The sequence below is a fragment of the Mycobacterium sp. 4858 genome, assembly GCF_900240975.1.
In the GTDB taxonomy this organism is placed as follows: Bacteria; Actinomycetota; Actinomycetes; order Mycobacteriales; family Mycobacteriaceae; genus Mycobacterium.
In genome coordinates this window covers 1,202,418-1,228,894 of sequence record NZ_LT968776.1, presented here as the reverse complement: position 1 = coordinate 1,228,894, position 26,477 = coordinate 1,202,418, and the positions used below count along the sequence as shown (strand labels likewise).

Annotated in this window: 29 protein-coding genes; 18 read left to right on the top strand and 11 right to left on the bottom strand. The window is 67.7% G+C overall.

The genetic code is table 11. The annotated features are described in order from the left end of the window. Positions 1-35 precede the first annotated feature (35 nt). From C1737_RS14225 to C1737_RS26720, 3 genes are all read right to left on the bottom strand, one after another. The gene (locus tag C1737_RS14225; protein WP_068098443.1) at positions 36-875 is read right to left on the bottom strand and encodes a dienelactone hydrolase family protein; all 840 of its coding nucleotides are present in this window, start codon (positions 873-875) and stop codon (positions 36-38) included. Between the two features lie 23 nt (positions 876-898). Beyond that, positions 899-1,120 (bottom strand): Rv1535 family protein, encoded by a 222-nt coding sequence (locus C1737_RS14220; protein WP_068098442.1) that lies wholly within the window; start codon positions 1,118-1,120, stop codon positions 899-901. A 447-nt stretch (positions 1,121-1,567) separates the two neighbouring features. Next, positions 1,568-1,714, bottom strand: coding sequence for a hypothetical protein (locus C1737_RS26720; protein WP_156764500.1), 147 nt, complete (start codon positions 1,712-1,714; stop codon positions 1,568-1,570). Positions 1,715-1,797: 83 nt separating this feature from the next. Between C1737_RS26720 and glmS the strand changes: the two genes are divergently transcribed. The 6 genes from glmS to C1737_RS14190 all read left to right on the top strand — a co-directional run bounded on the left by glmS (position 1,798) and on the right by C1737_RS14190 (position 9,236). Beyond that, complete coding sequence (gene glmS, locus C1737_RS14215; protein ID WP_102418707.1) at positions 1,798-3,663, top strand: glutamine--fructose-6-phosphate transaminase (isomerizing); 1,866 nt, start codon at positions 1,798-1,800, stop codon at positions 3,661-3,663. Positions 3,664-3,753: 90 nt separating this feature from the next. Then, entirely contained in the window at positions 3,754-4,647 is an 894-nt protein-coding gene (locus C1737_RS14210) for a DUF4436 domain-containing protein (protein ID WP_102418706.1), read from the top strand. 79 nt (positions 4,648-4,726) lie between these two features. Further along, a complete protein-coding gene (locus C1737_RS14205) occupies positions 4,727-5,590 on the top strand; it encodes a DUF4436 domain-containing protein (RefSeq protein WP_102418705.1) in 864 nt (287 codons plus the stop codon). Positions 5,591-5,681: 91 nt separating this feature from the next. Then, a complete protein-coding gene (locus C1737_RS14200) occupies positions 5,682-6,359 on the top strand; it encodes a rhomboid-like protein (protein ID WP_067926499.1) in 678 nt (225 codons plus the stop codon). Between the two features lie 45 nt (positions 6,360-6,404). Then, positions 6,405-7,826 (top strand): NAD(P)H-hydrate dehydratase, encoded by a 1,422-nt coding sequence (locus C1737_RS14195; protein WP_102419953.1) that lies wholly within the window; start codon positions 6,405-6,407, stop codon positions 7,824-7,826. A gap of 15 nt (positions 7,827-7,841) precedes the next feature. After that, positions 7,842-9,236: a glutamate decarboxylase gene (locus tag C1737_RS14190; RefSeq protein WP_068098438.1), complete on the top strand. Its 1,395-nt coding sequence runs from the start codon at positions 7,842-7,844 to the stop codon at positions 9,234-9,236. 29 nt (positions 9,237-9,265) lie between these two features. On the opposite strand, the gene C1737_RS26615 is transcribed toward C1737_RS14190, so the two are convergent. Further along, positions 9,266-9,826, bottom strand: a complete 561-nt coding sequence (locus tag C1737_RS26615) for a hypothetical protein (RefSeq protein WP_142393461.1) — start codon at positions 9,824-9,826, stop codon at positions 9,266-9,268. Positions 9,827-10,374: 548 nt separating this feature from the next. On the opposite strand from C1737_RS26615, the gene alr reads away from it, so the two are divergent. The 8 genes from alr (at position 10,375) to groL (ending at position 17,486) form a co-directional block, all read left to right on the top strand. After that, the gene (gene alr / locus C1737_RS14185; RefSeq protein ID WP_199182841.1) at positions 10,375-11,541 is read left to right on the top strand and encodes an alanine racemase; all 1,167 of its coding nucleotides are present in this window, start codon (positions 10,375-10,377) and stop codon (positions 11,539-11,541) included. 49 nt (positions 11,542-11,590) lie between these two features. Beyond that, positions 11,591-12,646, top strand: coding sequence for an alpha/beta fold hydrolase (locus tag C1737_RS14180; protein ID WP_199182840.1), 1,056 nt, complete (start codon positions 11,591-11,593; stop codon positions 12,644-12,646). Positions 12,647-12,722: 76 nt separating this feature from the next. Further along, complete coding sequence (gene tsaE, locus C1737_RS14175; RefSeq protein ID WP_068098461.1) at positions 12,723-13,160, top strand: tRNA (adenosine(37)-N6)-threonylcarbamoyltransferase complex ATPase subunit type 1 TsaE; 438 nt, start codon at positions 12,723-12,725, stop codon at positions 13,158-13,160. Then, the gene (gene tsaB / locus C1737_RS14170; protein WP_102419952.1) at positions 13,157-13,780 is read left to right on the top strand and encodes a tRNA (adenosine(37)-N6)-threonylcarbamoyltransferase complex dimerization subunit type 1 TsaB; all 624 of its coding nucleotides are present in this window, start codon (positions 13,157-13,159) and stop codon (positions 13,778-13,780) included. The genes tsaE and tsaB overlap by 4 nt, the downstream gene beginning before the upstream one ends. Next, a complete protein-coding gene (gene rimI, locus C1737_RS14165) occupies positions 13,777-14,244 on the top strand; it encodes a ribosomal protein S18-alanine N-acetyltransferase (RefSeq protein ID WP_102418702.1) in 468 nt (155 codons plus the stop codon). The genes tsaB and rimI overlap by 4 nt, the downstream gene beginning before the upstream one ends. After that, positions 14,241-15,272 carry a tRNA (adenosine(37)-N6)-threonylcarbamoyltransferase complex transferase subunit TsaD gene (gene tsaD / locus C1737_RS14160; RefSeq protein WP_102418701.1) on the top strand — a complete coding sequence of 344 codons (1,032 nt, stop codon included), beginning with the start codon at positions 14,241-14,243 and terminating at the stop codon, positions 15,270-15,272. Before rimI ends, tsaD begins: the two co-directional genes overlap by 4 nt. Positions 15,273-15,472: 200 nt before the next feature. After that, on the top strand, positions 15,473-15,775 hold the full coding sequence (gene groES / locus C1737_RS14155; RefSeq protein WP_007167930.1) for a co-chaperone GroES: 303 nt from the start codon (positions 15,473-15,475) through the stop codon (positions 15,773-15,775). A gap of 88 nt (positions 15,776-15,863) precedes the next feature. Further along, positions 15,864-17,486, top strand: coding sequence for a chaperonin GroEL (gene groL / locus C1737_RS14150; RefSeq protein ID WP_102418700.1), 1,623 nt, complete (start codon positions 15,864-15,866; stop codon positions 17,484-17,486). Between the two features lie 160 nt (positions 17,487-17,646). Here the strand turns inward: groL and C1737_RS14145 are convergent, their stop codons facing one another. Next, on the bottom strand, positions 17,647-18,330 hold the full coding sequence (locus C1737_RS14145; protein WP_067928147.1) for a TetR/AcrR family transcriptional regulator: 684 nt from the start codon (positions 18,328-18,330) through the stop codon (positions 17,647-17,649). A 299-nt stretch (positions 18,331-18,629) separates the two neighbouring features. On the opposite strand from C1737_RS14145, the gene C1737_RS14140 reads away from it, so the two are divergent. The 3 genes from C1737_RS14140 to C1737_RS14130 all read left to right on the top strand — a co-directional run bounded on the left by C1737_RS14140 (position 18,630) and on the right by C1737_RS14130 (position 21,426). Next, a complete protein-coding gene (locus C1737_RS14140; protein WP_102418699.1) occupies positions 18,630-19,829 on the top strand; it encodes a cytochrome P450 in 1,200 nt (399 codons plus the stop codon). A 249-nt stretch (positions 19,830-20,078) separates the two neighbouring features. Beyond that, the gene (locus C1737_RS14135) at positions 20,079-20,393 is read left to right on the top strand and encodes a hypothetical protein (RefSeq protein WP_142393460.1); all 315 of its coding nucleotides are present in this window, start codon (positions 20,079-20,081) and stop codon (positions 20,391-20,393) included. Positions 20,394-20,499: 106 nt separating this feature from the next. After that, the gene (locus tag C1737_RS14130) at positions 20,500-21,426 is read left to right on the top strand and encodes an LLM class F420-dependent oxidoreductase (protein ID WP_102419951.1); all 927 of its coding nucleotides are present in this window, start codon (positions 20,500-20,502) and stop codon (positions 21,424-21,426) included. Between the two features lie 33 nt (positions 21,427-21,459). Here C1737_RS14130 and C1737_RS14125 read toward each other — a convergent pair whose 3' ends face one another. The 6 genes from C1737_RS14125 to whiB3 all read right to left on the bottom strand — a co-directional run bounded on the left by C1737_RS14125 (position 21,460) and on the right by whiB3 (position 25,290). Further along, on the bottom strand, positions 21,460-22,110 hold the full coding sequence (locus C1737_RS14125; RefSeq protein ID WP_102419950.1) for a DUF1345 domain-containing protein: 651 nt from the start codon (positions 22,108-22,110) through the stop codon (positions 21,460-21,462). Between the two features lie 51 nt (positions 22,111-22,161). Continuing rightward, a complete protein-coding gene (locus tag C1737_RS14120; protein WP_067928112.1) occupies positions 22,162-22,563 on the bottom strand; it encodes a hydrogenase in 402 nt (133 codons plus the stop codon). 64 nt (positions 22,564-22,627) lie between these two features. Next, positions 22,628-23,365, bottom strand: a complete 738-nt coding sequence (locus C1737_RS14115; protein ID WP_102418698.1) for a superoxide dismutase family protein — start codon at positions 23,363-23,365, stop codon at positions 22,628-22,630. A 37-nt stretch (positions 23,366-23,402) separates the two neighbouring features. Further along, positions 23,403-23,882: a hemerythrin domain-containing protein gene (locus tag C1737_RS14110; RefSeq protein WP_102418697.1), complete on the bottom strand. Its 480-nt coding sequence runs from the start codon at positions 23,880-23,882 to the stop codon at positions 23,403-23,405. Beyond that, complete coding sequence (locus C1737_RS14105; protein WP_102418696.1) at positions 23,879-24,736, bottom strand: Rieske 2Fe-2S domain-containing protein; 858 nt, start codon at positions 24,734-24,736, stop codon at positions 23,879-23,881. Before C1737_RS14105 ends, C1737_RS14110 begins: the two co-directional genes overlap by 4 nt. A 245-nt stretch (positions 24,737-24,981) precedes the next feature. Further along, positions 24,982-25,290 (bottom strand): redox-responsive transcriptional regulator WhiB3, encoded by a 309-nt coding sequence (whiB3, locus tag C1737_RS14100; protein WP_067928104.1) that lies wholly within the window; start codon positions 25,288-25,290, stop codon positions 24,982-24,984. Between the two features lie 354 nt (positions 25,291-25,644). Here whiB3 and C1737_RS14095 point away from each other — a divergent pair, with 354 nt between their 5' ends. After that, a complete protein-coding gene (locus C1737_RS14095; RefSeq protein WP_199182839.1) occupies positions 25,645-26,472 on the top strand; it encodes a hypothetical protein in 828 nt (275 codons plus the stop codon). Positions 26,473-26,477: the final 5 nt, after the last annotated feature.

The following is a 26,477-nucleotide window of genomic DNA, read 5'->3' as shown; positions in this document are numbered from 1 at the left end:
AGATACCACGACGGCGACAGTGGGCGATTACCCCGTCACTTCAACAGCGCGACGATCTTCTCTTCCAGGGCGACCGGCGGCGCATCGGGGTCCAGCGGATCGGTCTTGGGCAGGTGGGCGTCCGGATCGGCGAAGTCGCGATACGTCTTGTCCCCGCCCAGCGTGGCGAGCAGGTAGCCGGTCAGCAGCGCCCGTACGGTGCGCTGGGTGCGCCGGTTCGGGCCGGCCAGCCCGAACACCTTGGTCAGCCGCCGGCCCTCCACCAGCCCGCCGGGCTGGGCCTTGCTGACGATGCGCAGCGTGGCGGCGTCCCACGCCCGCGACAGCGACAGCGCGTTGGAGTTCAGCGACCGCGGATCCCCCGGCGCGGTCAGGATCAACCCGGGCAGCTTCAGTGTCGCGGCCGGCTGTTCGGCCGGGGGACTGGTCACCGCGGGGAACAACGCGGCCGCCGCCGCCAGCTTCTTCGGCATGCCGGCCGCGGCGAACACGGCGGCCGAGCCGCCGAATCCGTGCCCGACCACGCCCAGCTTGGCGGGATGCACGCTGATCTTGCCCGGCCCGAGCCGGACACCGGACACGATGTCCAGCGCGGTGCCGAGGTCGAACGCGAAGTTGAGGACGGACGGGGCCAGGCCGCGTTCGGTGTCGGGGGCGCCGGCCACGATGCCCCACGACGCCAGGTGCTCGAGCAGACCCGAATAGTTGGCGGCCCTGGTGAGCCAGTCGTGTCCGAACGCGATCCCGGGCAATCCCAGCCCCGCCTCCGGGGTGTACACCACGCCCGGTAGACCGGCGAAGGCCAGGTCACCACGCAAAACCCGGTGCGGGCCACGGCGGCTGAGGGCTGCGACGAGCTTGCGGGTGCGGGCCACGCGTCGACGTTAGCGCATCGGTGCTAGGCCCTGACCTCGATCATGCCGACCCGCCAGAGCACCGCATACACGTGGCGCAGCGGGATGCTGAGCAACCGGGCGGCGGCGTCCACCATCGGGTCGCCACCGCCGATCGGCTCGCGGTGCCGCCGCTTGGGCGCCGGCTTAGGCGCCGGAGCCACCGTGAGGCTCGGCGCAGCAGCGGACGAAAGGGTCACCACATCGTCGAACAGAACAGCAGTCATGATTCTCCCCTTGAAGGTCTGCGAAATTTCGGATTAACATCTATTAACGGTTACTTATCCGGCGGCTTAAGCGTTCCTGGACTATTTATAACGAACCGAATTAGAGGTACGGCGAGAAACGCGCTTACCGGGTAGCTGGACGATCGGCATTGATGTCTGTCTTAAACGGTTATTGCTGAGAATTACTGTCGCGCTGCGCGCATTCATCCTGGTCGACCACATGATCACCCAGGTGCTGACCGATCATGCGGGCGTCAACGATCCGTCCTTTCTGCTGGCTTCGTGATTGCCAGTCATAGCCGATAAGCAGAATGTTAAGTAGCTGAATTGCTGGAGCGATGACGCCAATGAAAACGCCACGAATACATCAGGTGAAAACGCTTCTATCGTTTATGTAGACGGCATGAGCAGGACGGTCAGCGGCCGTGCGGCGGCAAACCGGGTGGATTAGTTCACGTGCAACTGCGCGGTGCGGTAGGCCGCTTCGCATTGCTCGACGGTTCCGGTGAAGGTGTAGCTGCGGTGTTGCGAGAAGATGACCGCGCCGGTGTGCTCGCTGAGGCGGAGTTGGAAACGTCGGTAGGGGTCGGTCAAACCAGGCCTTTCGTGCAGGTGGGCGGGCTAGCCATCACCGCGGAGTGCGGGGCCGGTGGCCCGCCTGCACTACCCTGGTTCAAATGTGCGGAATCGTCGGCTACGTCGGGCAGCAGCCTGCCTGCAAGGTCGTCATGGATGCGCTGCGCCGGATGGAGTACCGCGGCTACGACTCTTCGGGGATCGCACTCGTCAACGGCGCCGGCGCGCTCACGGTGTGTCGCCGCGCGGGCCGGCTGGCCAATCTGGAGGAGGCGGTCGCGCAGATGCCGCCGGAGTCGCTGGGCGGCGCCACCGGCCTGGGCCACACGCGCTGGGCCACGCACGGGCGCCCCACCGACCGCAACGCGCATCCGCACCGCGACGCCGCCGGCAAGATCGCCGTCGTCCACAACGGCATCATCGAGAACTACCCGAGCCTGCGCCACGAGCTGGAGGCCTACGGCGTGGAGTTCACCAGCGACACCGACACCGAGGTGGCGGTGCACCTGGTGGCGCAGGCCTACCGGCACGGGCCGACCTCCGGTGACTTCGCCGCCTCGGTGCTGGCCGTGCTGCGCCGGCTGGAGGGGCACTTCACCCTGGTGTTCACCAACGCCGACGAGCCCGGCACCATCGTGGCCGCCCGCCGCTCGACGCCGCTGGTGCTCGGCATCGGCGACGGCGAGATGTTCGTCGGCTCCGACGTGGCCGCGTTCATCCCGCACACCCGCCACGCCGTCGAACTCGGCCAGGACCAGGCCGTGGTGCTCACCGCCGACGGCTACCGGATCACCGACTTCCACGGCAACCCCGACGTCCAGTACCGCGAGTTCCACATCGACTGGGACCTGGCCGCCGCGGAAAAGGGCGGCTACGAGTACTTCATGCTCAAGGAGATCGCCGAGCAGCCCGCCGCGGTGGCCGACACCCTGCTCGGGCATTTCGTCGACGGCCGGATCCTGCTCGACGAGCAGCGGCTCTCCGATCAGGAGCTGCGCGAGATCGACAAGGTGTTCGTGGTGGCCTGCGGCACCGCCTATCACTCCGGGCTGCTCGCGAAATACGCCATCGAGCACTGGACCCGGCTGCCGGTCGAGGTGGAACTGGCCAGCGAGTTCCGGTACCGCGACCCGGTGCTGGACCGCAGCACCCTGGTGGTCGCCATCTCGCAGTCCGGGGAAACCGCCGACACGCTCGAGGCCGTCCGCCACGCCAAGGAGCAGAAGGCCAAGGTGCTGGCCATCTGCAACACCAACGGCTCGCAGATCCCGCGCGAATGCGACGCCGTGCTCTACACCCGCGCCGGCCCCGAGATCGGCGTCGCCTCAACCAAGACGTTCCTGGCGCAGATCACCGCCAACTATCTGGTGGGCCTGGCACTGGCCCAGGCTCGCGGCACCAAGTATCCCGACGAGGTCGAGCGAGAGTACCGCGAGCTGGAATCGATGCCGGACCTGGTCGCGCGGGTGCTCGCGATGATCGAGCCGGTGGCCGCCCTGGCGCACCGGTTCGCCCAGTCCTCGACCGTGCTGTTCCTGGGCCGCCACGTCGGCTACCCGGTGGCGCTGGAAGGCGCGCTGAAACTCAAGGAACTGGCCTACATGCACGCCGAGGGCTTCGCCGCCGGCGAGCTCAAGCACGGCCCCATCGCGCTGATCGAGGACGACCTGCCGGTCATCGTCGTCATGCCCTCGCCCAAGGGGCAGGCCACGCTGCATTCCAAGCTGCTGTCCAACATCCGCGAGATCCAGGCGCGCGGCGCGATCACCATTGTGATCGCGGAGGAGGGCGACGACACCGTGCGGCCCTATGCGGACCACCTGATCGAAATCCCTTCGGTGTCAACCCTTTTGCAGCCGTTGCTGTCGACGATCCCGCTCCAGGTGTTCGCCGCGTCGGTTGCCCAGGCCCGAGGTTACGACGTCGACAAGCCCCGCAACCTCGCGAAGTCCGTCACGGTGGAATAGCCGCGCCGCTTCGGCCGTATCGCCGCGCGATCCGGGCGGTTCCGTTAGATTTCCTTGGGAAACAAGACACTCCGCAGGGGTAGGAGCAGCATGCCGTCGGCGGTCCGAAGATTCGCCATAGCAGGTCTTGTCGTGCTCATCGTCGCGACGTACGTCGCGTTGATCGAGCTCTACGAGGACACCGTCGAAGGGGCGGCTCCCGGCACCCTGAGCGACAACGCGGAGTCGGTCACCCAGAGCATGGCGACGTTGACTGTGGAAGAGATGCAGTCGAACTACAGCGCGGTCGTCGCCAACCTGGCCGTGTCGCCAGGACCCGCGCTGTTGGATCCGGTCACCCACCGGCTCAAGGAAGACCTGGTGCTGCGCGTCAGATCTTCGGCCCAGCCCAGCCGGCGCGAATACACACCGGGCATGCTTCCCGGCGTCTTTCCGGTCCCGCTGACCATCGCCGGACACCTCGAACGGTGGCCGTTCGACAACTACGCCTCCGGACCGATCGAGGTGCAACTCTTCCCCGGCGGCGACACGACCAAGCCGCCCGAACTCATCCCGGTGCGACTCATCGACCATCTGTCCGGCTTCAAGGTCTCCGCCACCACGATCCCTGGCCACGAGGCGTACCGGCTGAGCGTGCGGCGCGCGCTGAGCACCGCGGTGTTCGGCATCGTCATTTGCGGTGTGCTCATCGCCATCGCCGGCCTGGGCCTGGTCGTGGCGATCCAAACGCTGCGTGACCGGCGAAAGTTTCAGCCCCCGATGACGACGTGGTACGCGGCGATGCTCTTCGCGGTGGTACCGCTGCGCAACGCGCTTCCCGGACTGCCCCCGTTCGGGGCGTGGATCGATGTGACCATCGTGCTCTGGGTGATCGTCGCGCTGGTGATCGCGATGCTGCTCTACATCACCTGCTGGTGGCGGCATCTGCGGCCGGATGTCGTCGCCACTCCACCGGCGGAGCCGGTCCCCGCGCCGTCGGGCTGAACCTTCGGCGATCGCTTGGAATTCCTTGTGTTTCAAGACTTTGACGGCCACGGTGGCCGAATCGGGTAGGGGGGCGGTCGTGAGGTACGGGATCATCGCTCTGATCGTGGGCGTCGTCGGGGCATACGTCGCGTCGGTCGCGCTCTATGCCAGCAGCGGGGGGCATCACCACCCGGAGATCCCGGCCGGCGGTGACCGGAGCACGGCCACCCTGGTCATCGAGGACGTCCAGTCGAACTACAGCGTGCTGATGGCCAATCTGACCATTTCGCCCGGATCGGCCCTGCTGGATCCGCAGACCCAGCACCTCAACGAAGACCTCAGTCTGCGAGTGCGTTCCGTGGCGACGCCGACCCGCCGCAGCTGGACCAAGGGCATGCTGCCCGGCGTCTTCCCGGTCCCGCTGACCATCGCGGGAGAGATCGAGAATTGGCCGTTCGACCACTACGGTTCCGGGCCGGTCGAGATCGAGCTCATGCACGGCCCCGGGAACGTGCCCGAACGCATCCCCGTGACGTTCGTCAACCACCTCTCCGGCTGGCGGGTGTCCGTCGACGGGGCCGGCCCCTACCGGGTGAGCCTGCACCGCTCGCTCAGCGCGGGGGCGTTCGGCATCGTGATCTGCGGGGTGCTCATCGCCATCGCCGGCCTGGGTCTGTTCGTCGCCGTCCAGACGGTGCGCAACCGACGGAAGTTCCAGCCGCCGATGACGACGTGGTACGCGGCGATGCTGTTCGCGGTCGTACCGCTGCGCAACGCGCTTCCGGGCTCGCCGCCCTTCGGGGGCTGGATCGACGTCACCCTCGTGTTGTGGGTGCTCGTCGTCTTGGTCATCTCGATGCTGCTCTACATCCTGTGCTGGTGGCGGCATCTGCGACCGGAGATTCCCGCGCCCGCCGCGACGGCAGCGGCGGATCCGGTCGCTGCGCCGTCGACCCCGTGAAGGCCGCCGACGGGTAATTCGCGCGACGCAGCGGCCAGCGTGCGAAGGTGATGACGTGACGAATGCACCGGTGCGGTCCCGACTGCGCAGCATGGGGCTCGCCGTCTGGCATTACGTCAGCAGCGCGCCGTTGACCTACGGCTGGCTGCTCGTGCTGCTCGTCACGACGCTCATCCAGCACTGGCTGCCCCAGCGGCAACTGCACTCGATGCTGATGCACCATTCCACCAACATCCACGGGCTGGCCCGCGATCCGCTCGATGTGCTGTTCTCCAGCCTGCTGTGGATCGACGGCGGCAACCTGGCGCCCTACCTGATCCTGTTCTCGTTGTTCCTGGCGCCGGCCGAACACTGGCTTGGCCAGTTGCGTTGGCTCACAGTGGGATTGAGCGCGCACATCCTGTCCACCTATTTCAGCGAGGGCCTGCTGTATTTCGCGATCGAGGAGCACGACGCGTCGGAACGGCTGGTGCACGCCCGCGACATCGGCGTGAGCTACTTTTTGGTCGGGGTGATGGCGGTGCTGGCCTATCACATCGCGCGACCGTGGCGCTGGGGCTATCTCGGCGTGCTGTTCGTCATCTTCGGCTTCCCGTTGATCGCGATGGACCGCATCGAGTTGAACTTCACCGCGATCGGACACTTCACCTCGATCCTCGTCGGGCTGTGCTTCTACCCGATGACCCGCCACCAGGACCCCCGACAGCTGACTCCCGCGCGACTGCGGGCCATGGCGCGGCGGCGCGGTTCACCCGAGGTGTCGGCCTGAGCGGCAGCGGCCAATTGCGCGACCCCTACCCGTAATGTGGCTGTGGTGCGGCACTACTACTCCGTAGACGCGATCCGCCAGGCCGAGGCACCGCTGCTGGCCAGCCTGCCCGACGGGGCCCTGATGCGGCGCGCGGCCTTCGGCCTCGCCGCCGAGATCATCGCCGAGTTGCGTGCCCGCACCGGCGGGGTGGCCGGCCGCCGGGTGTGCGCGGTCGTCGGCTCGGGCGACAACGGCGGCGACGCCCTGTGGGCAGCCACCTTCGTGCGTCGCCGCGGCGCGGCCGCCGACGCGGTGTTGCTCAACCCGGAGCACACCCACCGCAAGTCACTGGCGGCGTTCACCAAGGCCGGCGGTCGCGTGGTGGAAAGCGTCTCGCCCACAACCGATCTCGTCATCGACGGGGTGGTGGGCATCTCCGGCTCGGGACCGCTGCGCCCGGCCGCGGCCGAGGTGTTCGCGGCGGTCGACCAGGCGGGCGTCCCAGTGGTGGCCGTCGACATCCCCAGTGGCATCGACGTCGCGACAGGCGCCATCACCGGCCCCGCGGTGCACGCCGTCCTGACCGTCACCTTCGGCGGGCTCAAGCCCGTGCACGCGCTGGCCGACTGCGGGCGGGTGCGGCTGATCGACATCGGCCTCGACCTCCCGGACACCGACGTGCTGGGTTTCGAGGCCGGCGACGTGGCCGCGCGGTGGCCGGTGCCGGGCCCACGCGACGACAAGTACACCCAGGGCGTGACCGGAGTGATGGCCGGCTCGTCGACGTATCCGGGCGCGGCCGTGCTGTGCACCGGTGCCGCGGTCGCGGCGACGTCCGGGATGGTCCGGTACGCGGGCAGCGCGCACCACGAGGTGCTAGCCCACTGGCCGGAGGTGATCGCCTCACCCACCCCGGCATCGGCCGGGCGGGTCCAATCCTGGGTCGTCGGGCCGGGATTGGGCACCGACGACACCGGGGCCGCCGCGCTGTGGTTCGCGCTGGAGACCGACCTGCCGGTGATCGTCGACGCCGACGGGCTGACCATCCTGGCGGCGCACCCCGAGCTGGCCGCCAACCGCACCGCGCCCACGGTGCTGACCCCGCACGCCGGTGAATTCGCCCGCCTGGCGGGTAATCCCCCCGGGGACGACCGGGTGGGCGCGTGCCGCAAGCTCGCCGACACCTTCGGCGCCACGGTGCTGCTCAAGGGGAACGTCACCGTGATCGCCGATCCGGGCGGCCCGGTGTACCTCAACCCGGCCGGGCAATCCTGGGCGGCCACGGCGGGCTCCGGCGACGTGTTGTCCGGCATGATCGGCGCGCTGCTGGCCTCCGGGCTGCCGGCGGCCGAGGCGGCCGCGGCGGCGGCGTTCGTCCACGCCCGGGCGGCGGCGCTGTCGGCCGCCGACCCGGGGCCGGGGGACGCGCCGACGTCGTCGTCGCGCATGGTTCCGCACATCAGGGCGGCGCTGGCCGCCCTCTAGAAAGGACTCTCCGCAGTGCCCCAACATCCTTCCCTGCCCGCCCACGCGATCACCCCCGCGTACACCGGCCGCCTGTTCACCTCGCCGGTGCCGGCGCTGCGGATGCCCGACGAGTCGATGGACCCCGAGGCGGCCTACCGCTTCATCCACGACGAACTCATGCTCGACGGCAGCTCGCGACTCAACCTGGCGACCTTCGTGACGACGTGGATGGACCCCGAAGCCGGGAAGCTGATGGCCGAGACGTTCGACAAGAACATGATCGACAAGGACGAGTACCCGGCGACCGCGGCGATCGAGCAGCGCTGCGTGTGCATGGTGGCCGACCTGTTCCACGCCGACGACCTGGACGACGCCGACCCCTACAGTGCCTGCGGCGTGTCGACCATCGGCTCCAGCGAGGCCGTCATGCTGGGCGGCCTGGCGATGAAGTGGCGGTGGCGAGCAAAGGTCGGCTCCGGCAAAGGGGGAGGCTGGGAGGGCCGCCGGCCGAACTTGGTGATGGGCTCCAACGTCCAGGTGGTGTGGGAGAAGTTCTGCCGCTACTTCGACGTCGAGCCGCGCTACCTGCCGATGGAGGAGGGCCGCTACGTCATCACCCCCGAGCAGGTCGTGGACGCCGTCGACGAGGACACCATCGGCGTGGTGGCGATCCTGGGCACCACCTACACCGGTGAACTCGAACCGGTCGCCGAGATCTGCGGCGCGCTGGACAAGCTGGCCGCCGGCGGTGGGGTGGACGTGCCGGTCCACGTCGACGCCGCCAGCGGCGGATTCGTGGTGCCCTTCCTGCACCCGGAACTCAAGTGGGACTTCCGGCTGCCCCGGGTGGTCTCGATCAACGTCAGCGGTCACAAGTACGGGCTGACCTATCCCGGTGTCGGGTTCGTGGTGTGGCGCAGCAAGGAATACCTGCCCGAGGAGCTGGTTTTCCGGGTCAACTACCTGGGCGGCGACATGCCGACCTTCACCCTGAACTTCTCGCGCCCCGGCAACCAGGTGGTCGGCCAGTATTACAACTTCCTGCGGCTAGGCCGCGACGGTTATAGCAAGGTCATGCAGGCGCTGTCCGGGACGGCGCGGTGGCTGGGCGAGCAGCTGCGGGTCAGCGACCACTGCGAGCTGATCTCGGACGGTTCGGCGATCCCCGTGGTCGCGTTCCGGCTCGCCGGGGACCGCGGATACACCGAGTTCGACGTGTCGCACGAGCTGCGCACCTACGGCTGGCAGGTGCCCGCCTACACCATGCCCGACAACGCCACCAACGTCTCGGTGCTGCGCATCGTGGTGCGCGAAGGGCTGTCGGCCGACCTGGCCCGTGCGCTGCACGACGACGCCGTCTCGGCGCTGACCTCGCTGGACAAGCTCAAGCCCGGCGGCCACTACGACGCCCAGCATTTCGCGCACTGATTGAGGTTTCTCAATAATTATCGAATAGGTCATTGGCTGGGCGAATGCCCAGTCGCATGGCCACCCCGCTGCCGCAGACCGTCCAATTCTAGATAGCGCTGCCATCGTCGACTGGGTGTCAATTTCTCGGCACTATAACGAAATGATGTTGCGGTGATTTCTCGGTAATACCAACGAACTTCGGCGCCGTCCCATAACGTGCCCGTTAGTACGATGCCCACGCCATCGGGACGCGCCCGGAGTTCGCCGCTCGTTTTCTCGTCCGCGGGATTTAGCCAGTACACACGCCAGGTCCGGTCTTCGTTATCGTATACACGAATGGTAGTTCCATACCGGTCACCGCGAGATGGACGTGTACTGCGTCGATCGACACGAGGGGGAAAGATGAATAGATCCTGTATTGCGCGGCCCTCCAGTATCCAAGAACTGAGCAATTCTCCTCGACTGGCTTTTACGTTGCCGTCATCGTCATATACTCGGGCAGCCAGTTCCCAGTCGCCGATGATGAAATCGAAAAGGTCGTCATCTTTAGGAAGGTCCGGCGAACGTGTTGCTGATATGAGCGCTGCGGCAAAGGCTTCGGAATTCATGGCTTCAGATTTCATCGGGGTTGAAATGCGGTGCTTTACGAGACCATTGAGTGTTTCTCCGGCGGTACATCTGATGCGGGTGTGACTTGTGGTGCGTCGGGCGTGTCGTGCGCATGGACGCGGAGTCTTTGGGTCGAGGATTCGGTTCGACCAAAAACCCGCTCCAAAGTCGAGGAACGCACACGTTCACCTACTCTGCCATCTGCGACTTGCCCGATAAACCCTGCTTCATCAGCCCGCGCGGCTGCGCAATGAACTGCAGCACGGATACAAGCAAGTGAAGTGGATCAAAGGCATCGAGTTCCTGGCCAGCTACACCGAGATCCGCAGCGGCTACGGCGGTTATAGCGAAGATCACAAGTGCTTCGGGCGTCACCAGACGATCTGAGCGGGACATGTTCCCAGCTCGTCGCGGCCGGCTTGTCGCTCGGAGGCGGGCACGCGCGGTGCCGCCCGACGCGGGGACGCGTGGGGCTTCTGTGGCTGTTGTGACAAAGTGGCGTCGTTGGTCCGCCGCGCCTGCGGCCGGTTCTGGGACAATGGCGGCCGTGGCTGTTACGCTGATATCCCTGACACCGGGCCTGGTCGCCGAGGCCCTGGTGGACCTGGGCGCCATTGAGCACAACGTGCGGTTGCTGTGCGAGCACGCCGGCCGCGCGCAGGTGATGGCCGTCGTCAAGGCCGACGGCTACGGCCACGGGGCCACCCAGGCGGCGCGCGCGGCGCTGGCCGCTGGCGCGGCCGAGCTGGGGGTCGCCACCGTCGCCGAGGCGCTGGCGCTGCGCGCCGACGGGATCGCCGCGCCCTTGCTCGCCTGGTTGCACCCGCCCGGCATCGACTTCGGGCCGGCGCTGCTGGCCGACGTGGAGATCGCGGTGTCGTCGGAGCGTCAACTCGACGAGCTGCTGGACGCGGCGCGCCGAACGGGCCGCACCGCCACGGTCACCGTCAAGGTCGACACCGGGCTCAACCGCAATGGCGTCCACCCCGCCCAGTACCCGTCGATGCTGACCGCGCTGCGCCGGGCCGTCGCCGAGGAGGCGGTTCGGCTGCGCGGCCTGATGTCACACATGGTGTTCGCCGATCAACCCGCCAACCCCGTCAACGACCTTCAGGCCCAACGCTTCAGCGACATGCTGACGCAGGCGCGCGAGCAGGGGGTGCGGTTCGAGGTGGCGCACCTGGCGAACTCGTCGGCCACCATGTCGCGTCCCGATTTGGCCTTCGACCTGGTTCGGCCCGGCCTCGCCGTGTACGGTCTGAGCCCGGTTCCCGAGCTCGGGGACATGGGTCTGGTGCCGGCGATGACGGTGAAATGCCCTGTGGCGTTGGTGAAGTCGATCTGCGCTGGCGAGAGCGTCTCGTATGGGCACACCTGGACCGCCGAGCGCGACACGAACCTGGCGTTGCTCCCGGTCGGCTACGCCGACGGCGTCTTCCGCTCGCTGGGCGGACGATTGGACGTGTTGATCAACGGCAGGCGGCGGCCCGGGGTCGGCCGGATCTGCATGGACCAGTTCGTCGTCGACCTCGGCCCCGGCCCGACTGACGTGGCCGAGGGCGACGAGGCGATCCTGTTCGGGCCCGGCAGCAGTGGGGAACCCACCGCGCAGGACTGGGCCGACCTCCTCGGCACCATCCACTACGAGGTGGTGACCAGTCCCCGCGGGCGCATCACCAGGACCTATCGCGAGGCGCAAACCATTGAGTCCTGAGGGAGCCCGCAGGCGCCAGAGGGGGGCTTGGCTTGCGGGAGGGGCGGGGGTGACTGCCCTCGCCGCCATCGTCGGAGCCTCGGCCCGCCGTTCGATGATCCAGCGCACCCGCGGCATCGAAGATCCTTACGCCGACGAGGATTTCGACAGGATCGACGACGATCGCCGCTCCGTGGTGACCACCCCCGACGGCGTGTCGCTGGCGATCCGGGAAGCCGGTCCGGCGGACGCCCCGTTGACCATGGTCTTCGTTCACGGGTTCTGTCTGCGGATGGGCGCCTTTCATTTTCAGCGGACGCGGCTGCCCGAGCAGGTGGGCCCGGGCGTCCGGATGGTCTTCTACGACCAGCGCGGGCACGGGCAATCCGACGAGGCCGCGCCCGAGAGCTACACGCTGACTCAGCTCGGTCAGGACCTTCAGAGTGTGCTCGAGGTGGTCGCGCCGCGCGGGATGGTTGTGCTGGTCGGCCACTCCATGGGCGGCATGACGGTGTTGTCGCACGCCCGCCAATTCCCCGGCCAGTACGGGCGCCGGATCGTCGGCGCCGCATTGATCTCCTCGGCGGCGGAAGGCGTTGCCCGGTCCCCGCTGGGCGAGATCCTGAAAAACCCGGCGCTGGAAGCGTTCCGGTTCACCGCACGGTCCGCGCCGAAGCTGATGCACCGCGGCCGCAACGTGTCGCGCTCGCTGATCGGCCCGGTCCTGCGGGCCGCCTCCTTCAGCGACCTGCAGGTCAGCCGGAGCCTGGACGCCTTCTCGCAGCGAATGATGAACGGCACCCCCATCCCGACCATGGTGGAGTTCCTGGATGCCTTAGAGCACCACGACGAGACCGCAGGCCTGTGGACCCTGCTGCGCATCCCCACCCTGATCGCCTGCGGTGACCACGACCTGCTGACCCCGGACGAATACTCCCGCAAGATGGCGGCGTCGCTGCCGCAGTCCGAGCTGGTCATCGTTCGGGGGGCCAGCCACCTCGCGCTGCTGGACAAGCCCGAGGCGATCAACGACGGGCTGGTCCGGCTGGTCAAGCGGGCCACCCCCGGCCGCGCCGCGCTGACGGCCCGGTGGATGCGGGAAAGGCTGCGGCGGCGTGATCGCTGAAAGGTCTGATGGCGGCGACCCGCCGCGCCCGTCTTCGCCGCGCTCGCGATCGCCGCAAGACGCGGGCACGGCCACCCTGGATCGCGTCGAGGACACCGTCGCGCTGGGGTCGCGCCTCGGCGAGCAGTTGCGCGCGGGGGACGTGGTGGTGCTCACCGGACCGCTCGGCGCGGGAAAGACCGTGCTGGCCAAGGGAATTGCCGCGGCGATGGACGTCGACGGCCCGGTCACCTCACCGTCGTACGTGCTGGCGCGGGTGCACCCGCCGCGGCGCCCCGGCGCACCGGCGATGATTCATGTCGACATGTACCGGCTCTTGGACACCGACGGCGCCGGCCTGCTCGGCGAGCTCGACTCACTCGACCTCGACACCGACCTCGACGACGCGGTCGTCGTTGTGGAGTGGGGCGAGGGCATCGTCGAACGCCTCGCCGAGCGTCACCTCGACATCCGACTGGAACGCCTGAGCGGATCGGACGCGCGGATCGCCTCGTGGCAGTGGGTGCGCTCGTGACGCTCGTTCTCGCCCTCGACACCGCCACCCCGGCGGTGACCGCCGGGATCGTCCGGCGCGACGACATGACCGTGCTGGCCGAGCGGGTCACCGTCGACGCCCGGGCGCACGCCGAACGGCTCACCCCGAACGTGGTGGCCGCCCTCGCCGACGCCGGGCTGACCATGGGTGACCTGGACGCCGTCGTGGTGGGCTGCGGCCCCGGCCCCTTCACCGGCCTGCGGGTCGGGATGGCCACCGCCGCCGCCTACGGCCATGCGCTGGGCATCCCGGTGCGCGGCGTGTGCAGCCTGGACGCCATCGGGGTGCGTACCACCGGCGAGGTGCTGGTGGTCACCGACGCCCGCAGGCGCGAGGTCTACTGGGCGCGCTACCGCGACGGGTTCCGCATGGACGGACCGGGGGTCCACGCTCCGGTCGACGTCGATCCCGGCGGCGCGCAGGCGGTGGCCGGCTCCAAGGAGCATGCCGAGCCGTTCGGCCTGCCGCACCGCGGGCCGGTCTACCCCACCCCGGCCGGGCTCGTCGCCGCCGTGCCCGACTGGTCGCAACGCCCATTGCCGTTGGTGGCGCTGTATCTGCGCCGCCCGGACGCCAAACCCATGGCGGCGGGCGGATGACGGCCACGAGCGAGCCCGTGACGCTCGGTGCGCTGACCCCCGCCGACGCGGCGCGCTGCGCGGAGCTGGAAAGGCAGCTGTTCGACGGCGACGACCCGTGGCCGGCCGCGGCCTTCAACCGGGAACTGGCCAGCCCGCACAACCATTACGTGGCCGCGCGGGTCGGCGGCGTCCTCGTCGGGTATGCCGGAATCTCGCGGCTGGGCCGCACCCCACCGTTCGAGTATGAGGTGCACACCATCGGCGTGGACGCCGCGTATCAGGGGCGGGGCATCGGCCGCCGCCTGCTCGAGGAGCTGCTGGTCTTCGCCGAGGGAGGCGTCGTCTTCCTGGAGGTCCGCACCGACAACGAGGCGGCCATCGCGCTGTACCAAAGCGTCGGGTTCGAGCGGATCGGCCTGCGCCGGCGCTACTACCGCGCCAGCGGAGCCGACGCCTACACCATGCGCCGGGGCGCCCAATGATCATCCTGGCCATCGAAAGCTCCTGCGACGAAACGGGAGTCGGCATTGCGCGGCTCGACGATGACGGCACCGTGACGCTACTGGCCGACGAGGTGGCGTCCAGCGTCGACGAACACGTCCGCTTCGGCGGCGTGGTCCCCGAGATCGCGTCGCGGGCGCATCTGGAGGCCCTCGGCCCCACCATGCGCCGCGCCCTGGCGGCGGCCGGCCTGGGCAAGCCCGACATCGTCGCCGCCACGATCGGGCCCGGCCTGGCCGGCGCGCTGCTGGTCGGAGTGGCCGCGGCCAAGGCGTATGCGGCCGCGTGGGGGGTGCCGTTCTACGCCGTGAACCACCTGGGCGGCCACCTGGCCGCCGACGTCTACGAACACGGGCCGCTGCCCGAGTGCGTGGCGCTACTGGTGTCCGGCGGCCACACGCACCTCCTGCACGTGCGTTCCCTCGGCGAACCGATCGTCGAGCTGGGCAGCACGGTCGACGACGCCGCGGGCGAGGCCTATGACAAGGTGGCCCGGCTGCTGGGCCTGGGCTACCCCGGCGGCAGGGTGCTCGACGAGCTGGCCCGCAGCTGCGGCCGGGAGGCCGCAGAGGTCCCCGCCTTCCCGCGCGGCATGACCGGCCCCGCCGACGACCCGTACGCCTTCAGCTTTTCCGGGCTCAAAACGGCCGTCGCGCGCTATCTGGAGAGTCACCCCGACGCGGTGAACGCCGATGTGGCCGCGGGTTTCCAGGAGGCGGTCGCCGACGTGCTGACCATGAAGGCGGTGCGGGCGGCGACCCGGCTCGGCGTCTCGACGCTGCTGATCGCCGGGGGAGTGGCCGCAAATTCACGGCTGCGGGAGTTGGCCGAGCAGCGCTGCGCGGCGGCCGGCCTGACGCTGCGGATTCCGAGGCCGCGGCTCTGCACCGACAACGGGGCGATGATCGCCTCCTTCGCCGCGCACCTGGTGGCCGCCGGGGCGCCGCCCTCGCCGTTGGATGCGGCCAGCGACCCGGGCCTGCCGGTGGTAAAAGCCCAGGTGAGCTGATCGCCCTTAGCGAATACCCGCTACGCAGCGGGGTGCCCTTGAGTGCTAGCACTCTCGTGTATAGAGTGCTAGGTGGCAATCGGCCAAACCCTGTGCCGGCACCCGCGACGACGGCGCTCGGGCTCGGACGACTGCCGAATCCCTTGATAATTCCGGGGCAACCGCCCCGGACCCGATCTAACTAGTGGAGGGCTCCAATCGTGGCGAAGGTGAACATCAAGCCACTCGAGGACAAGATTCTCGTGCAGGCCAACGAGGCCGAGACCACGACCGCGTCCGGTCTGGTCATTCCTGACACCGCCAAGGAGAAGCCGCAGGAAGGCACCGTCGTCGCCGTCGGTCCCGGCCGCTGGGACGAGGACGGCGAGAAGCGGATCCCGCTCGACGTCTCGGAAGGTGACACCGTCATCTACAGCAAGTACGGCGGCACCGAGATCAAGTACAACGGCGAGGAGTACCTGATCCTGTCGGCGCGCGACGTGCTGGCCGTCGTATCGAAGTAAGCACCGTGGCCCGCCCCGGCGATCCCCGCGCATGTTCGCGGGTGATTTCCGGGGCGGCACGCGTTATCGCCCTTCTTAAAGGAGCCTGATGAGCAAGATCATTGAATACGACGAGACCGCGCGCCGCGCCATCGAGGCCGGCGTCAACGCGCTCGCCGACGCGGTCCGGGTGACATTGGGGCCACGCGGCCGGCATGTGGTGCTGGCCAAGGCATTCGGCGGCCCGGCCGTCACCAACGACGGCGTGACCGTCGCGCGTGAGATCGACCTGGAAGACCCATTCGAGAACTTGGGTGCCCAGCTGGTGAAGTCGGTGGCGACCAAGACCAACGACGTGGCGGGTGACGGCACCACGACCGCGACCGTGCTGGCGCAGGCGCTGGTCAAGGCCGGCCTGCGGCTGGGTGCGGCGGGCGCCAACCCGATCGAGCTCGGCGTGGGCATCTCCAAGGCGGCCGACGCCGCGTCCGAGGCGCTGCTGGCGGCGGCCACCCCGGTGTCCGGCAAGGACGGCATCGCTCAGGTGGCGACCGTCTCGTCGCGCGACCAGCACCTCGGCGAGCTGGTCGGTGAGGCGATGACCAAGGTCGGCGCCGACGGCGTGGTCAGCGTGGAAGAGTCTTCGACGCTGAGCACCGAGCTCGAGTTCACCGAGGGCGTCGGTTTCGACAAGGGTTTCCTGTCGGCGTATTTCGTCACCGACTTCGACTCGCAGGAAGCCGTGCTGGACGACCCGCTGATCCTGTTGCACCAGGAGAAGATCAGCTCGTTGCCCGACCTGCTGCCCATGCTGGAGAAGGTGGCCGAGTCGGGTAAGCCGTTGCTGATCATCGCCGAGGACATCGAGGGCGAGGCGCTGGCGACGCTGGTGGTCAACTCGATTCGCAAGACGCTCAAGGCGGTTGCCGTGAAGGCGCCGTTCTTCGGCGACCGCCGCAAGGCGTTCCTCGAGGACCTGGCCGTGGTCACCGGAGGCCAGGTGGTCAACCCCGACGCCGGCCTGCTGCTGCGCGAGGTCGGCACCGACGTGCTGGGCTCGGCCCGCCGCGTGGTGGTGAGCAAGGACGACACCATCATCGTCGACGGGGGCGGCTCCAAGGATGCGGTCGCCGACCGGATCAAGCAGCTGCGCGCCGAGATCGAGAAGAGCGATTCCGACTGGGACCGCGAGAAACTGCAGGAGCGGCTGGCCAAGCTGGCCGGCGGCGTGGCCGTGATCAAAGTGGGTGCGGCCACGGAGACGGCGCTCAAGGAACGCAAGGAGAGCGTCGAGGATGCCGTCGCGGCCGCCAAGGCCGCCGTCGAGGAGGGCATCGTCGCGGGTGGCGGGTCGGCGCTCATCGGCGCGCGCAACGCGCTGAAGGAGCTGCGCGAGTCGCTGACCGGCGACCAGGCGGCGGGCGTCGCGGTGTTCGCCGAGGCGCTCGCGGCACCGCTGTACTGGATCGCCACCAACGCCGGCCTGGACGGTGCGGTCGCCGTGAGCAAGGTCAGCGAGTTGCCGGCCGGGCACGGGCTCAACGCCGACAAGCTCACCTACGGCGACTTGATCGCCGACGGCGTGATCGACCCCGTCAAGGTGACCCGGTCCGCGGTGCTCAACGCCGCGTCGGTGGCGCGCATGGTGCTGACCACCGAGACGGCGGTCGTTGACAAGCCGGCCGACGAGCACGACGACCACGGCCACGGTCACGGACATCACCACCACTAGTCAGTAGGAACAGCGAGGCCCCCGTATCCGCTTCGGAACGGGGGCCTTCGCTTTGCCTATGGCTACGCCGCGGCCTCAAACGAGAGCCGTTCATCAGTGGGTACAGGTGGCAGCGTTGCGGGTTGGGGTTGGTAGCTCCGGGTGGCTGAATGCGCTCTGGTCACGCCAATTTGGCTGATCCGCGAGCGCTGGAAGTCAGTTGCCTGGCATGCGTGAGAGCGGTTAGTGCATCGATGTCGCGGGTCAGCTGGTGGTAGAGGACGGCCGGTCCAAGCCATCTGCCCACGAGACTGCGGAGTGCCACTGGGTTGAGTGGCCGCTCGGGAGGATCGAGCAGAACCGACTGAAGTGTGCGTACAGCGAGTTCGATGAGGTCGTCCATCGCAGCGTCGTCGAAGCCATGGGCGGCCCAGTCGACGTCATATCGCCGGAACATTTCTCGTCCGAGAGCAAATGCCGCACCGGCGGTGAACGAGGCTGACGTGCCACCCGGTAACCGTGTCTCTAGGAACCGCGCCATCAGCGGGTCGTCGGCGAACTCCTCGGCCGCGAATGCTACGCCCTCGACGACGGCAGCCGCCGGATTTGTCCACCCACGCAGGTGATCGGCTAAACGATCGAGAAAGCCGTCAGCCGAACGCATCTGACTGCCGACCAGAAGCGCTTCAGCCCCAGGAAAGTAACGGTAGATGGTCTGGCGGCTCACTCCCAGAACGCGGGCCAGGTCGCTGACGCGGATGGCCGATCCGCCTTCGGCAACCAAGGAGTCAACCGCGTCCAGAATCCTGTTGACGGCTTCCTCATCGGAGGCCGGCGTGTGGCCCGACCATCCATGGCTACGCAAGGGCAAGGCCCATCATCGTGCTCCAGTTCGGCATGACGTGACAACCTGAAGTTAAAGGTATTGCGAACTGGGGCCGAGGTCAACGATATCTTGTCGCTTCGAACATGCCAGTTCATACGAAATCTCAAGAGCGAGTGCGCGCCTGCCGCGCAGGAGTTCCTCTTCACCACACCGCGCGAATCCGCAACAGTCAACAATGACGCGACATTTTACTCTGATTTGTCTTGTCAGTCAGCGCTGGGTCTGCTGTGATACATCGAGGAATCGCGGCCGGTTCCGCTGCACCAGGAGGACGGACCATGACCGTAACTGAGGTCAACGACATTCGGTACGACCCCTACGATGTGGAACTTCTCGCCGATCCCTACCCAATGTTCCGGCGGCTGCGCGAGGAGTCGCCGCTGTACTACAACGAGCAATACGATTTCTATGCGCTCAGTCGTTTCCAGGACGTGAGTCGTGCGCTTGTCGACACCGGCACGTTCAGTTCAGCCCGCGGAATGATCCTCGAAGTGATCAAGGCTAACATCGAAATACCCCCCGGCATCATCGTTTTCGAAGACCCACCGGTTCACGACATCCATCGTAAATTGCTCGCGCGGATGTTCACCCCCCGCAAGATCGTTGAGCTCGAGGACAAGATTCGCGCGTTTTGCGCACAATGTCTCGACCCTCTCGTCGGCACTGGACGTTTCGATTTCATCGCCGATCTTGGCGCTCAGATGCCGATGAGAGTCATCGGAATGCTGGTCGGCATTCCCGAAGACGACCAAGAACAAGTTCGGGAACGCTCGAATGCCTCGTTGCTCACCGAGGCCGGCCAACCCATGACACTGGCCTCGGAAGGCGTCCACTACGACGAGGTGTTCGCCGCCTACCTCGACTGGCGCGCCGAACATCCCTCCGACGACATCACAACCGAACTCCTCAACGTCGAATTCGACGACGAGACAGGAGTCCGCCGAACCCTGACCCGCGACGAAATCCTGCTTTACATCAGCCTCGTCGCCTCCGCAGGCAACGAGACCACCACCCGACTCCTCGGCTGGGCCGGAAAAGTTCTTGCCGACCATCCCGACCAGCGGCGCGAAATCGCAGCCAATCATCGGTTGATTCCACAGACGATCGAGGAACTGCTGCGCTACGAATCCCCCGTACCGCACCTCGCCCGCTACGTCACCCGGGACACCGAGTGGTACGGCCACACAGTGCCCGAAGGCAGCGTCATGATGCCGCTGATCGCATCAGCTTGCCGCGACCATCGCCAATTCCCGCCTGACGGAGACCGATTCGACATCCACCGCCAGCCGCGTCAGCACCTGGCGTTCAGCGTGGGAGCTCACTTCTGCCTAGGAGCGGCACTCGCCAGGCTGGAGGCACGAATCGCGCTCGAGGAAATCCTCAGGCGCTTCCCCGAATGGGACATCGACACCCAGAACGCACACTTATCATCAGCGTCGGCTGTCCGAGGCTGGGAATCGATGCCCGCGTTCATCTAGCTCAGACGCATCGGCAAGGATTCCAGGCCCCGCAGCGAGACGATGGGCCGCATTCGCAGGCTGTTTTGGCGCCAAGTCATAAGCGTGCACTCGTACCACCGCCGGATGCAGACGGCCGGATCGGGCCCGAGCGTACTCAAGGCTGTTGATTCCCCGGATTCGGTTTGTTGGGATCGGTAGCCAGGCGGGGCTTGTGCACTGGTTTCCACCAAGACACCAGAGAGGACAGCCATCATGCCGCTTGCCCACATGACGAAGCGACTCACCGCCTCCGCAGTGCTGGCGGGGAGTACCGCGCTAACCGGGTGGGGTGTGGGCGTCGCTCACGCGGACACGATGGAACCGCACCGCTGGTGCCCGGGCGACCCGAAGCAGATGCCCTACGTGGTGAACCAGTACATCGACTGGGATTGGAGTGTCTGCCACACCTGGTATCCGACCCAATACGGGATGGGCAACGTCACCATGCAGGGCCGGCCGACCTCGATCTGGGACGGCGACAACCCGCCGATCGAAGCGATCACCATCCGCCATTGCCCGCCGATCAGCTTCATGTGCCCCTAGCGAATCCCGCGCCGGTCAGTGCCGAGCTCGCCGAATTCGCGCACAGGTAACTGATTAGCCCCGACGGTCGGAATGGAAACGACGCGCGGCCGTGTTGCAGTCGTGCGTGACCATTCGCCTCGGACTACAAATTCCCAACTTCTCCTACGGCACACCAGTCGCCGAACTGTTTCCCGCCGTCCAAGCCCAGGCCCGCGAGGCCGAAGGCGCCGGCTTCGACACCGTCCTGTTGATGGACCACTTCTACCAGCTACCGGGCCTCGGCGAGCCCGACGAGCCCATGCTGGAGGCCTACACCGCGCTCGGTGCCCTGGCCGCCTCGGTGGAGCGGGTGCAGCTGTCGACGTTGGTGACCGGCAACACCTACCGCAACCCGACCCTGCTCGCGAAGGCGATCACCACCCTCGACGTCGTGAGCGCAGGCCGGGCGATCCTCGGCATCGGGGCGGGCTGGTTCGAGTTGGAGCACCAGCAGCTGGGCTTCGAGTTCGGCACGTTCACCGAGCGATTCGAGAAGCTGCAGGAGGCGCTCGACATCATCGTGCCGATGCTGCACGGCGAGCGCCCCACCTTCACCGGCAAGTGGTACCGCACGGAAAGCGCGATCAACGAGCCCCGTTACCGCGACCACATCCCGGTCATGCTCGGCGGCAGCGGGGAGAAGAAGACGTTCCGGCTGGCCGCGCGCTACGCCGACCACCTCAACATCATCGCCGACATCGACCAGCTGCCCGCCAAACTGGAGGTGCTGCGGCAGCGCTGCGCGGAAATCGACCGTGATCCGTCCACGTTGGAGACCAGCGCGTTGCTGACCGTCGTCGTCGACGGTTACGGCGCGCCCAGCGACATCGGGGAGGCCCGCGGTGGGCGGGCGGTCACCGGCACCATCGACCGGATCGCCGACGAGATCAAGCGCCGGATCATTGACGTGGGCATCGACGGCGTGATCGTCAACCTGCCGACGCACCGCTACACACCCGGTGTCGTCACTGCGGTGGGCGAGGCGCTGAAGCCGGTCGTCGACGCGCGGTGAGGTGCCGGTTACGCGTCATCCTTCTCGGCATGATCAGGCCTTGGCGCCCAGCCCCGCGATCAAGTTGACGGTGACCGCCAAGACGACCGCGCCGAAGAGGTAGGACAGCAACGCGTGGCGCAACACCGTCGCCCTGATCGATGTCAGTCCGATCTCGGTGTCCGACACCTGAAAGGTCATGCCGACGGTGAAGGCGACATAGGCAAAGTCGCGAAAGCGGGGTGGCTCCGGGTCGTGGAAGTTGATTCCCCCGGGCCCGTCGGAGTAATAGAGGCGCGCGTAGTGCACGGTGAACAAGGTGTGTACGGCGAACCAGGACGCCGCAACGGTCAAGACGCCGACGACGGCGGCCGCTACCTTCTCGGGGCCCGAATGCGATGCAGCGGCCACCACGTAACCGACCCCGCCCAGGCTCGCGACGCTCGCGGACACGATGACCGCGTCGGCCACCCACCGAGTGGGGTCCTCCCTCGTCACGTATCTGCAGGTCTGATCGGCGTCCATACCGCCCAGCAGCAGCCGCGTCCACACCACGTAGACACCCGCGGTGACGATCCAGCCGACCAGCGCGAATCGCCACCCCAGCGCGTTGCCCACCGCGAGCGCCGCGGCGACTCCGAGCAGGGCGGCCACCGCGATCCGGGCCGCGACCGTGTCGCGAAACAACTGAACGAGGTTTTCCACCACCCGACCTAAGCACGAGCGTTCGTCGGCCGGCGCCAAAATCCCGGGCCGTCAGATCCCGACGATGACGATGACCACGCCCGCTATGATCGCCACGGCCAGTGACAGCAACAGGAAGCTGACGACCCGCTCCTTCGCCGCCGCGGCCTCGTGGTCGGCCGCTGCGATCGGCGCGAGCCTGCGGCCGGCGCCCCACGCCGCCGCGAGCAGGGTCGCGAGCCAGTTCGCGTAGGCGGCGTACACGATCAACACGACGGCCGTAACGCCCCAGGCGTAACTCAGGTGGAGGTGGGGCCAGAGCAGGCCGATCAGCACGAGGAACATGCCGTTGAGGACGGCCTCGAGGTGGCTCGACAGCGCCATGCGTGGATTCTTCAGCGCCGCGACGGCGAATCCGGTGAGCAGGCCGATCAGGAAGAGGACCAGCCCGAGCGTGAACAGCACCGTCTGCATGTCAGCACCCTAGGGGCGCGGTGCAGCGCATGTCTGCCGTTAGCGTGATCCGCGCCGCCTGCCGTCAGCGTGTGCCGGGTGGAAGGCTCGGCGGCGTCGTCGCGGTCGTGGTTGGCAGTGTCGACGTGTAGCCGGGGCTGCTGGTCACGGTGACGGTGCTCGTGCTCGTGGACGGCGGCGGCACTTCGGTCGTCGTCGTGATCGTCGTGACGCTGGTCGTTGTCGACGTGGACGACGTCGTCGTCGCGGACGCCGCTGCCAATACGCCGCAGGCCACCCGCTTGCCGGATTCACCGGTGGAGCTCGTGCTCAGGTTGTCCGCGGTCTGGTGCACGACGAGCGCGGTCCCCGAGCTGTTGCGCAGGTCCGAGGCCGTCAACAGGTTGGTGGTGGTGACGAGCTTGGCCGAGCCGTCGTTGCGCACCTGCAATGCGGTCAGGTCGCCGCTGGCCGGAAAACCCGTGTGGTCCGGCGCCTGGTAGACGCTTCCCGCGGTCTCGAAGTCACCGTCGCATTTGCCCACCGAATGGATTTGCAGCCCGTGAAAGCCCGGGCTAAGAACCTGATTGGCTCCGGTCTCCACGGTGACCGTCGCGTAGCCGTTCGCGAAATCGATGGTGGCGGTGCCGACCTGGTTTCCGTCGGCGCTCTTCAACTGCGTGGTCATCCGCTCCGTGCCGGGCGGCGCGCTCGAGGACGTCGAACTGGTGGCCTGGCCACCCTGCTGATTTGCGCATGCGGCCAACGGTGCAATGGTCACGGCAAGCACCGCGGTCGTGAAGGATACGCCCTTGTTCTTCATGGGCCCGTCGTACCCCGATTAGTCGCGGTCGAAACGATTACAGCAAACTCAGCATGGCCGTTCGGCCGCGGACGCGGAGCGTGTTGATGGTGGAACGACGTAGTCGGTCCATGCGCTCGAGCATCCGCTCACCCAGTGTTTCGAGCATGTCAGCGCTCAAATCTATTGGGGCCGGGCACAAGTCGCGCTCCTCTTCGCTGGCGTGGGCGTCCAGAACGGTGACGAACGAGTGCCATTCGTCCTCGTATTGCGGCGCGGTCGGCGGCGTCCGAAGGAGCACTGCCAGCTGATCCCACACCTGGCGGTGCTCGGCGTGGGCGATCGCGACCAGTGCGCTTGCCTCCGACACCGCCGGATAGAACAGGTCGTCCTCGATCCGCATGTGGATGTCGAGTTCGATCAACAATTCGTCGAGGGCATCCTGGCGTTCGCCGCTATCCGGGGGGAGCGCGGTGATCTCCTCGCAGAACCCGCGCAAGACTTTGTGGTGTTCGAAAAGCACTTCGTAAGCGTTCATTTCGTCACTCCGCGCACCTCGACGAATCCATCGCGGATGCGTATCGGGTAATGCGGCAGCGCCGCCGTCGCGGGCCCGCGCAGCACTTCTCCCGATTCGCAGTCGAAGCGGGAGCCATGCCACGGGCAGACGATCCGGTCGCGATCGATCCAGCCGTCGTCCATCGGCGCACCCAGGTGAGGGCAGCGCGCGCCGACGGCCAGCACCCGGTCGTCGGTGCGGTACAGAACCACGCCGACGCCGTCCACCTCGACCCGCTGCGGCTGGCCGTCGAGGGCCGTGGCCGGCAGCACCGGCGTCCAGTGCTCCCGACGCAGCCGATCACCGGAGCGGTCGACCCCGGTGCCCGACCCGAACACCAGGACGCCGCCCAGGTAGCCGCCGCTCAGGGTGAGGCCGTAACCCAGCGCGCTGGTCGCCATCCCGCGCGCGTGGCGCCCGTGCCGGCGATCCCACCACGACAGCGCGTACAGGCTCGTCGCGACCCCGTTCAGCAAGCCGTGCACAAGGCCGACCCGTCGCGCCTGCTCGTGGGTGTGTTGCCAGTCGGTCAGGCCGGTCGCGGCCGCGCCGAGGCTTCCGACGAGTCCGACGCCCAACGCGAACATGGACGCGTCACGCAGTTGAGCGGCACGCCCCGGCAGCGCGCAGGCCGCATCCATGGCTACGGTCGTCGTGACCGCTCCCGTCGGCACCGACGTGAGCGCCGGGTGCAGCGGATGGCCGAGCCAGGTGCCGTGCAGCGCATTGCTCACCCGGTCTCGATATCGGCCGGTGGCCGCGAATAGGAATGTCAGGCCATGCTCGAGCCGGTAGCTCGGCCGGTCGAGCCATTTCTGTCGCCCCAGGGCCATCGCCGGGGCATGCCCGCCATTAAAGACACGATCGACAAATCGGCGTGGTCGTTCAGTCACGGCACCCTCCTGTGCGCGTGAGCGAACCGGCGCGGGGCCCCCGACACGACGGAACGCCCGAATTCAGTCCGACGCGACGGAGGGGCTTTCAGCGCCGCGTCGAATGGACGCGGCCAGCCTGCGGCCTAGCCCATGACTGATAGACGGACCGCGACGGCGATTCGTTCAACCGTGCCGTGAAGCGCTCAGGCCGAGCGGCGGATGCCGCGCGTGCGGCCGATGTCGCCCTTCAGCAGCATGTCGCGCTCGGATTCGGACAAGCCACCCCAAACCCCATAGGGCTCACCGACTTCGAGCGCGTGAGAACGGCAGGCCTCGATCACCGGGCACCGCCGGCACATCTCCTTGGCGCGCTGCTCACGCTGCATGCGGGCGCGGCCGCGCTCACCGTCCGGGTGGAAGAACATCGACGAGTCAACGCCACGGCACAAGCCCTGCAGTTGCCAGTTCCAGATGTCGGCGTTGGGTCCAGGTAGCTGCTCCGGCTGTGGCATTGGTGTTTCCCTCTCTGCACGGCACGCCCAGTAAGGTCAGGATCGCGAAGCGATTGTGCAACTGAAATGAAGCGGCGTCACCGATGACTACCCGTCATGCGTAGACGTTAGGGCGGACGGCGAATTTGCGTCAATAGCCACTTAGCCCGGCAAAATATGTAATGGTTATAAAAGAATTAACGTCGCGTTCATCTGCCACCCAATGGCGAAACACGCACCGTGCTACCAGGCACTTGACCGGAACGAGATTTCCCAGCTCACAGGCCGAGGGAGGGCCAACCGCGATTAGTACAGGGCCTATCGTGATTAACAGTTCGGTAACGCGAACAGCACAAACTGTTTACTCCCATCGCCGTGATTGAAACTCGTCACACTTTTGTGATTGGCCGGACGCTGGCCGCCGCTGCCTTCGGTGACCAGCCCGGAACGTGGCCGCTGCCGTCCGCGGTCACGCCGGAGGACTTGTGGCTGCGCGCCGTGGCCGCGGGCGGGCAGGGCCGCTACGGGAGCGCCTACCGCGATCTGGCGGTGCTGCGGCGCAGCGCCCCCGCCGGACGGCTGGTCTCCCTGGCCCACAGCACACAGGGATCGTTTCTGCGCCAGCTCGGCTGGCACACCGTGGCGCGCGGCTGGGACGGTCGCGCCCTGGCGTTGGCCGGCAGCGCGGACGCGGCGGCCGACGCGCGGGCCGACGCCCTGATCGGGTTGGCGGCCGACGCGTTGGGCGTCGGCCGGTTCGCGGCCGCGGCGGTACTGCTGGCCCGCGCGGACACGGAGCTCGGCGCCGGACCGGTGCCCGACCGGCAGCCGGTGCGCCGCGCGTGGGTGGCCGCCGAACTGGCGATGGCCCGCGGCGACGGAACCCGCGCGGTCCGCGAGGCCACCGAAGCGGTGCGGCTCGCGGGCGCCATGGCCATCCCGTCGGCGCGGCATGCGGTCAAGAGCGAGGTGGTGCTGGCTGCCGCCCTGTGCAGCACCGGGGCCGTCGAGGGCGCCCGCGCGGTGGCGGATGCGGCCCTGGACGCCGCGGGGCTGCTTGGGCTGGTCCCGCTGCGGTGGGCGTTGGCGTGCTTGCTGATTGATCTCGGCAGCGTCACGTATTCGACACAGCAGCTACACGAAATTCGCGATGTCTGCGCAGGCCAAGTGCGGCGCGCCGGTGCGACGTGGCGTTCCGCTTGAAATGG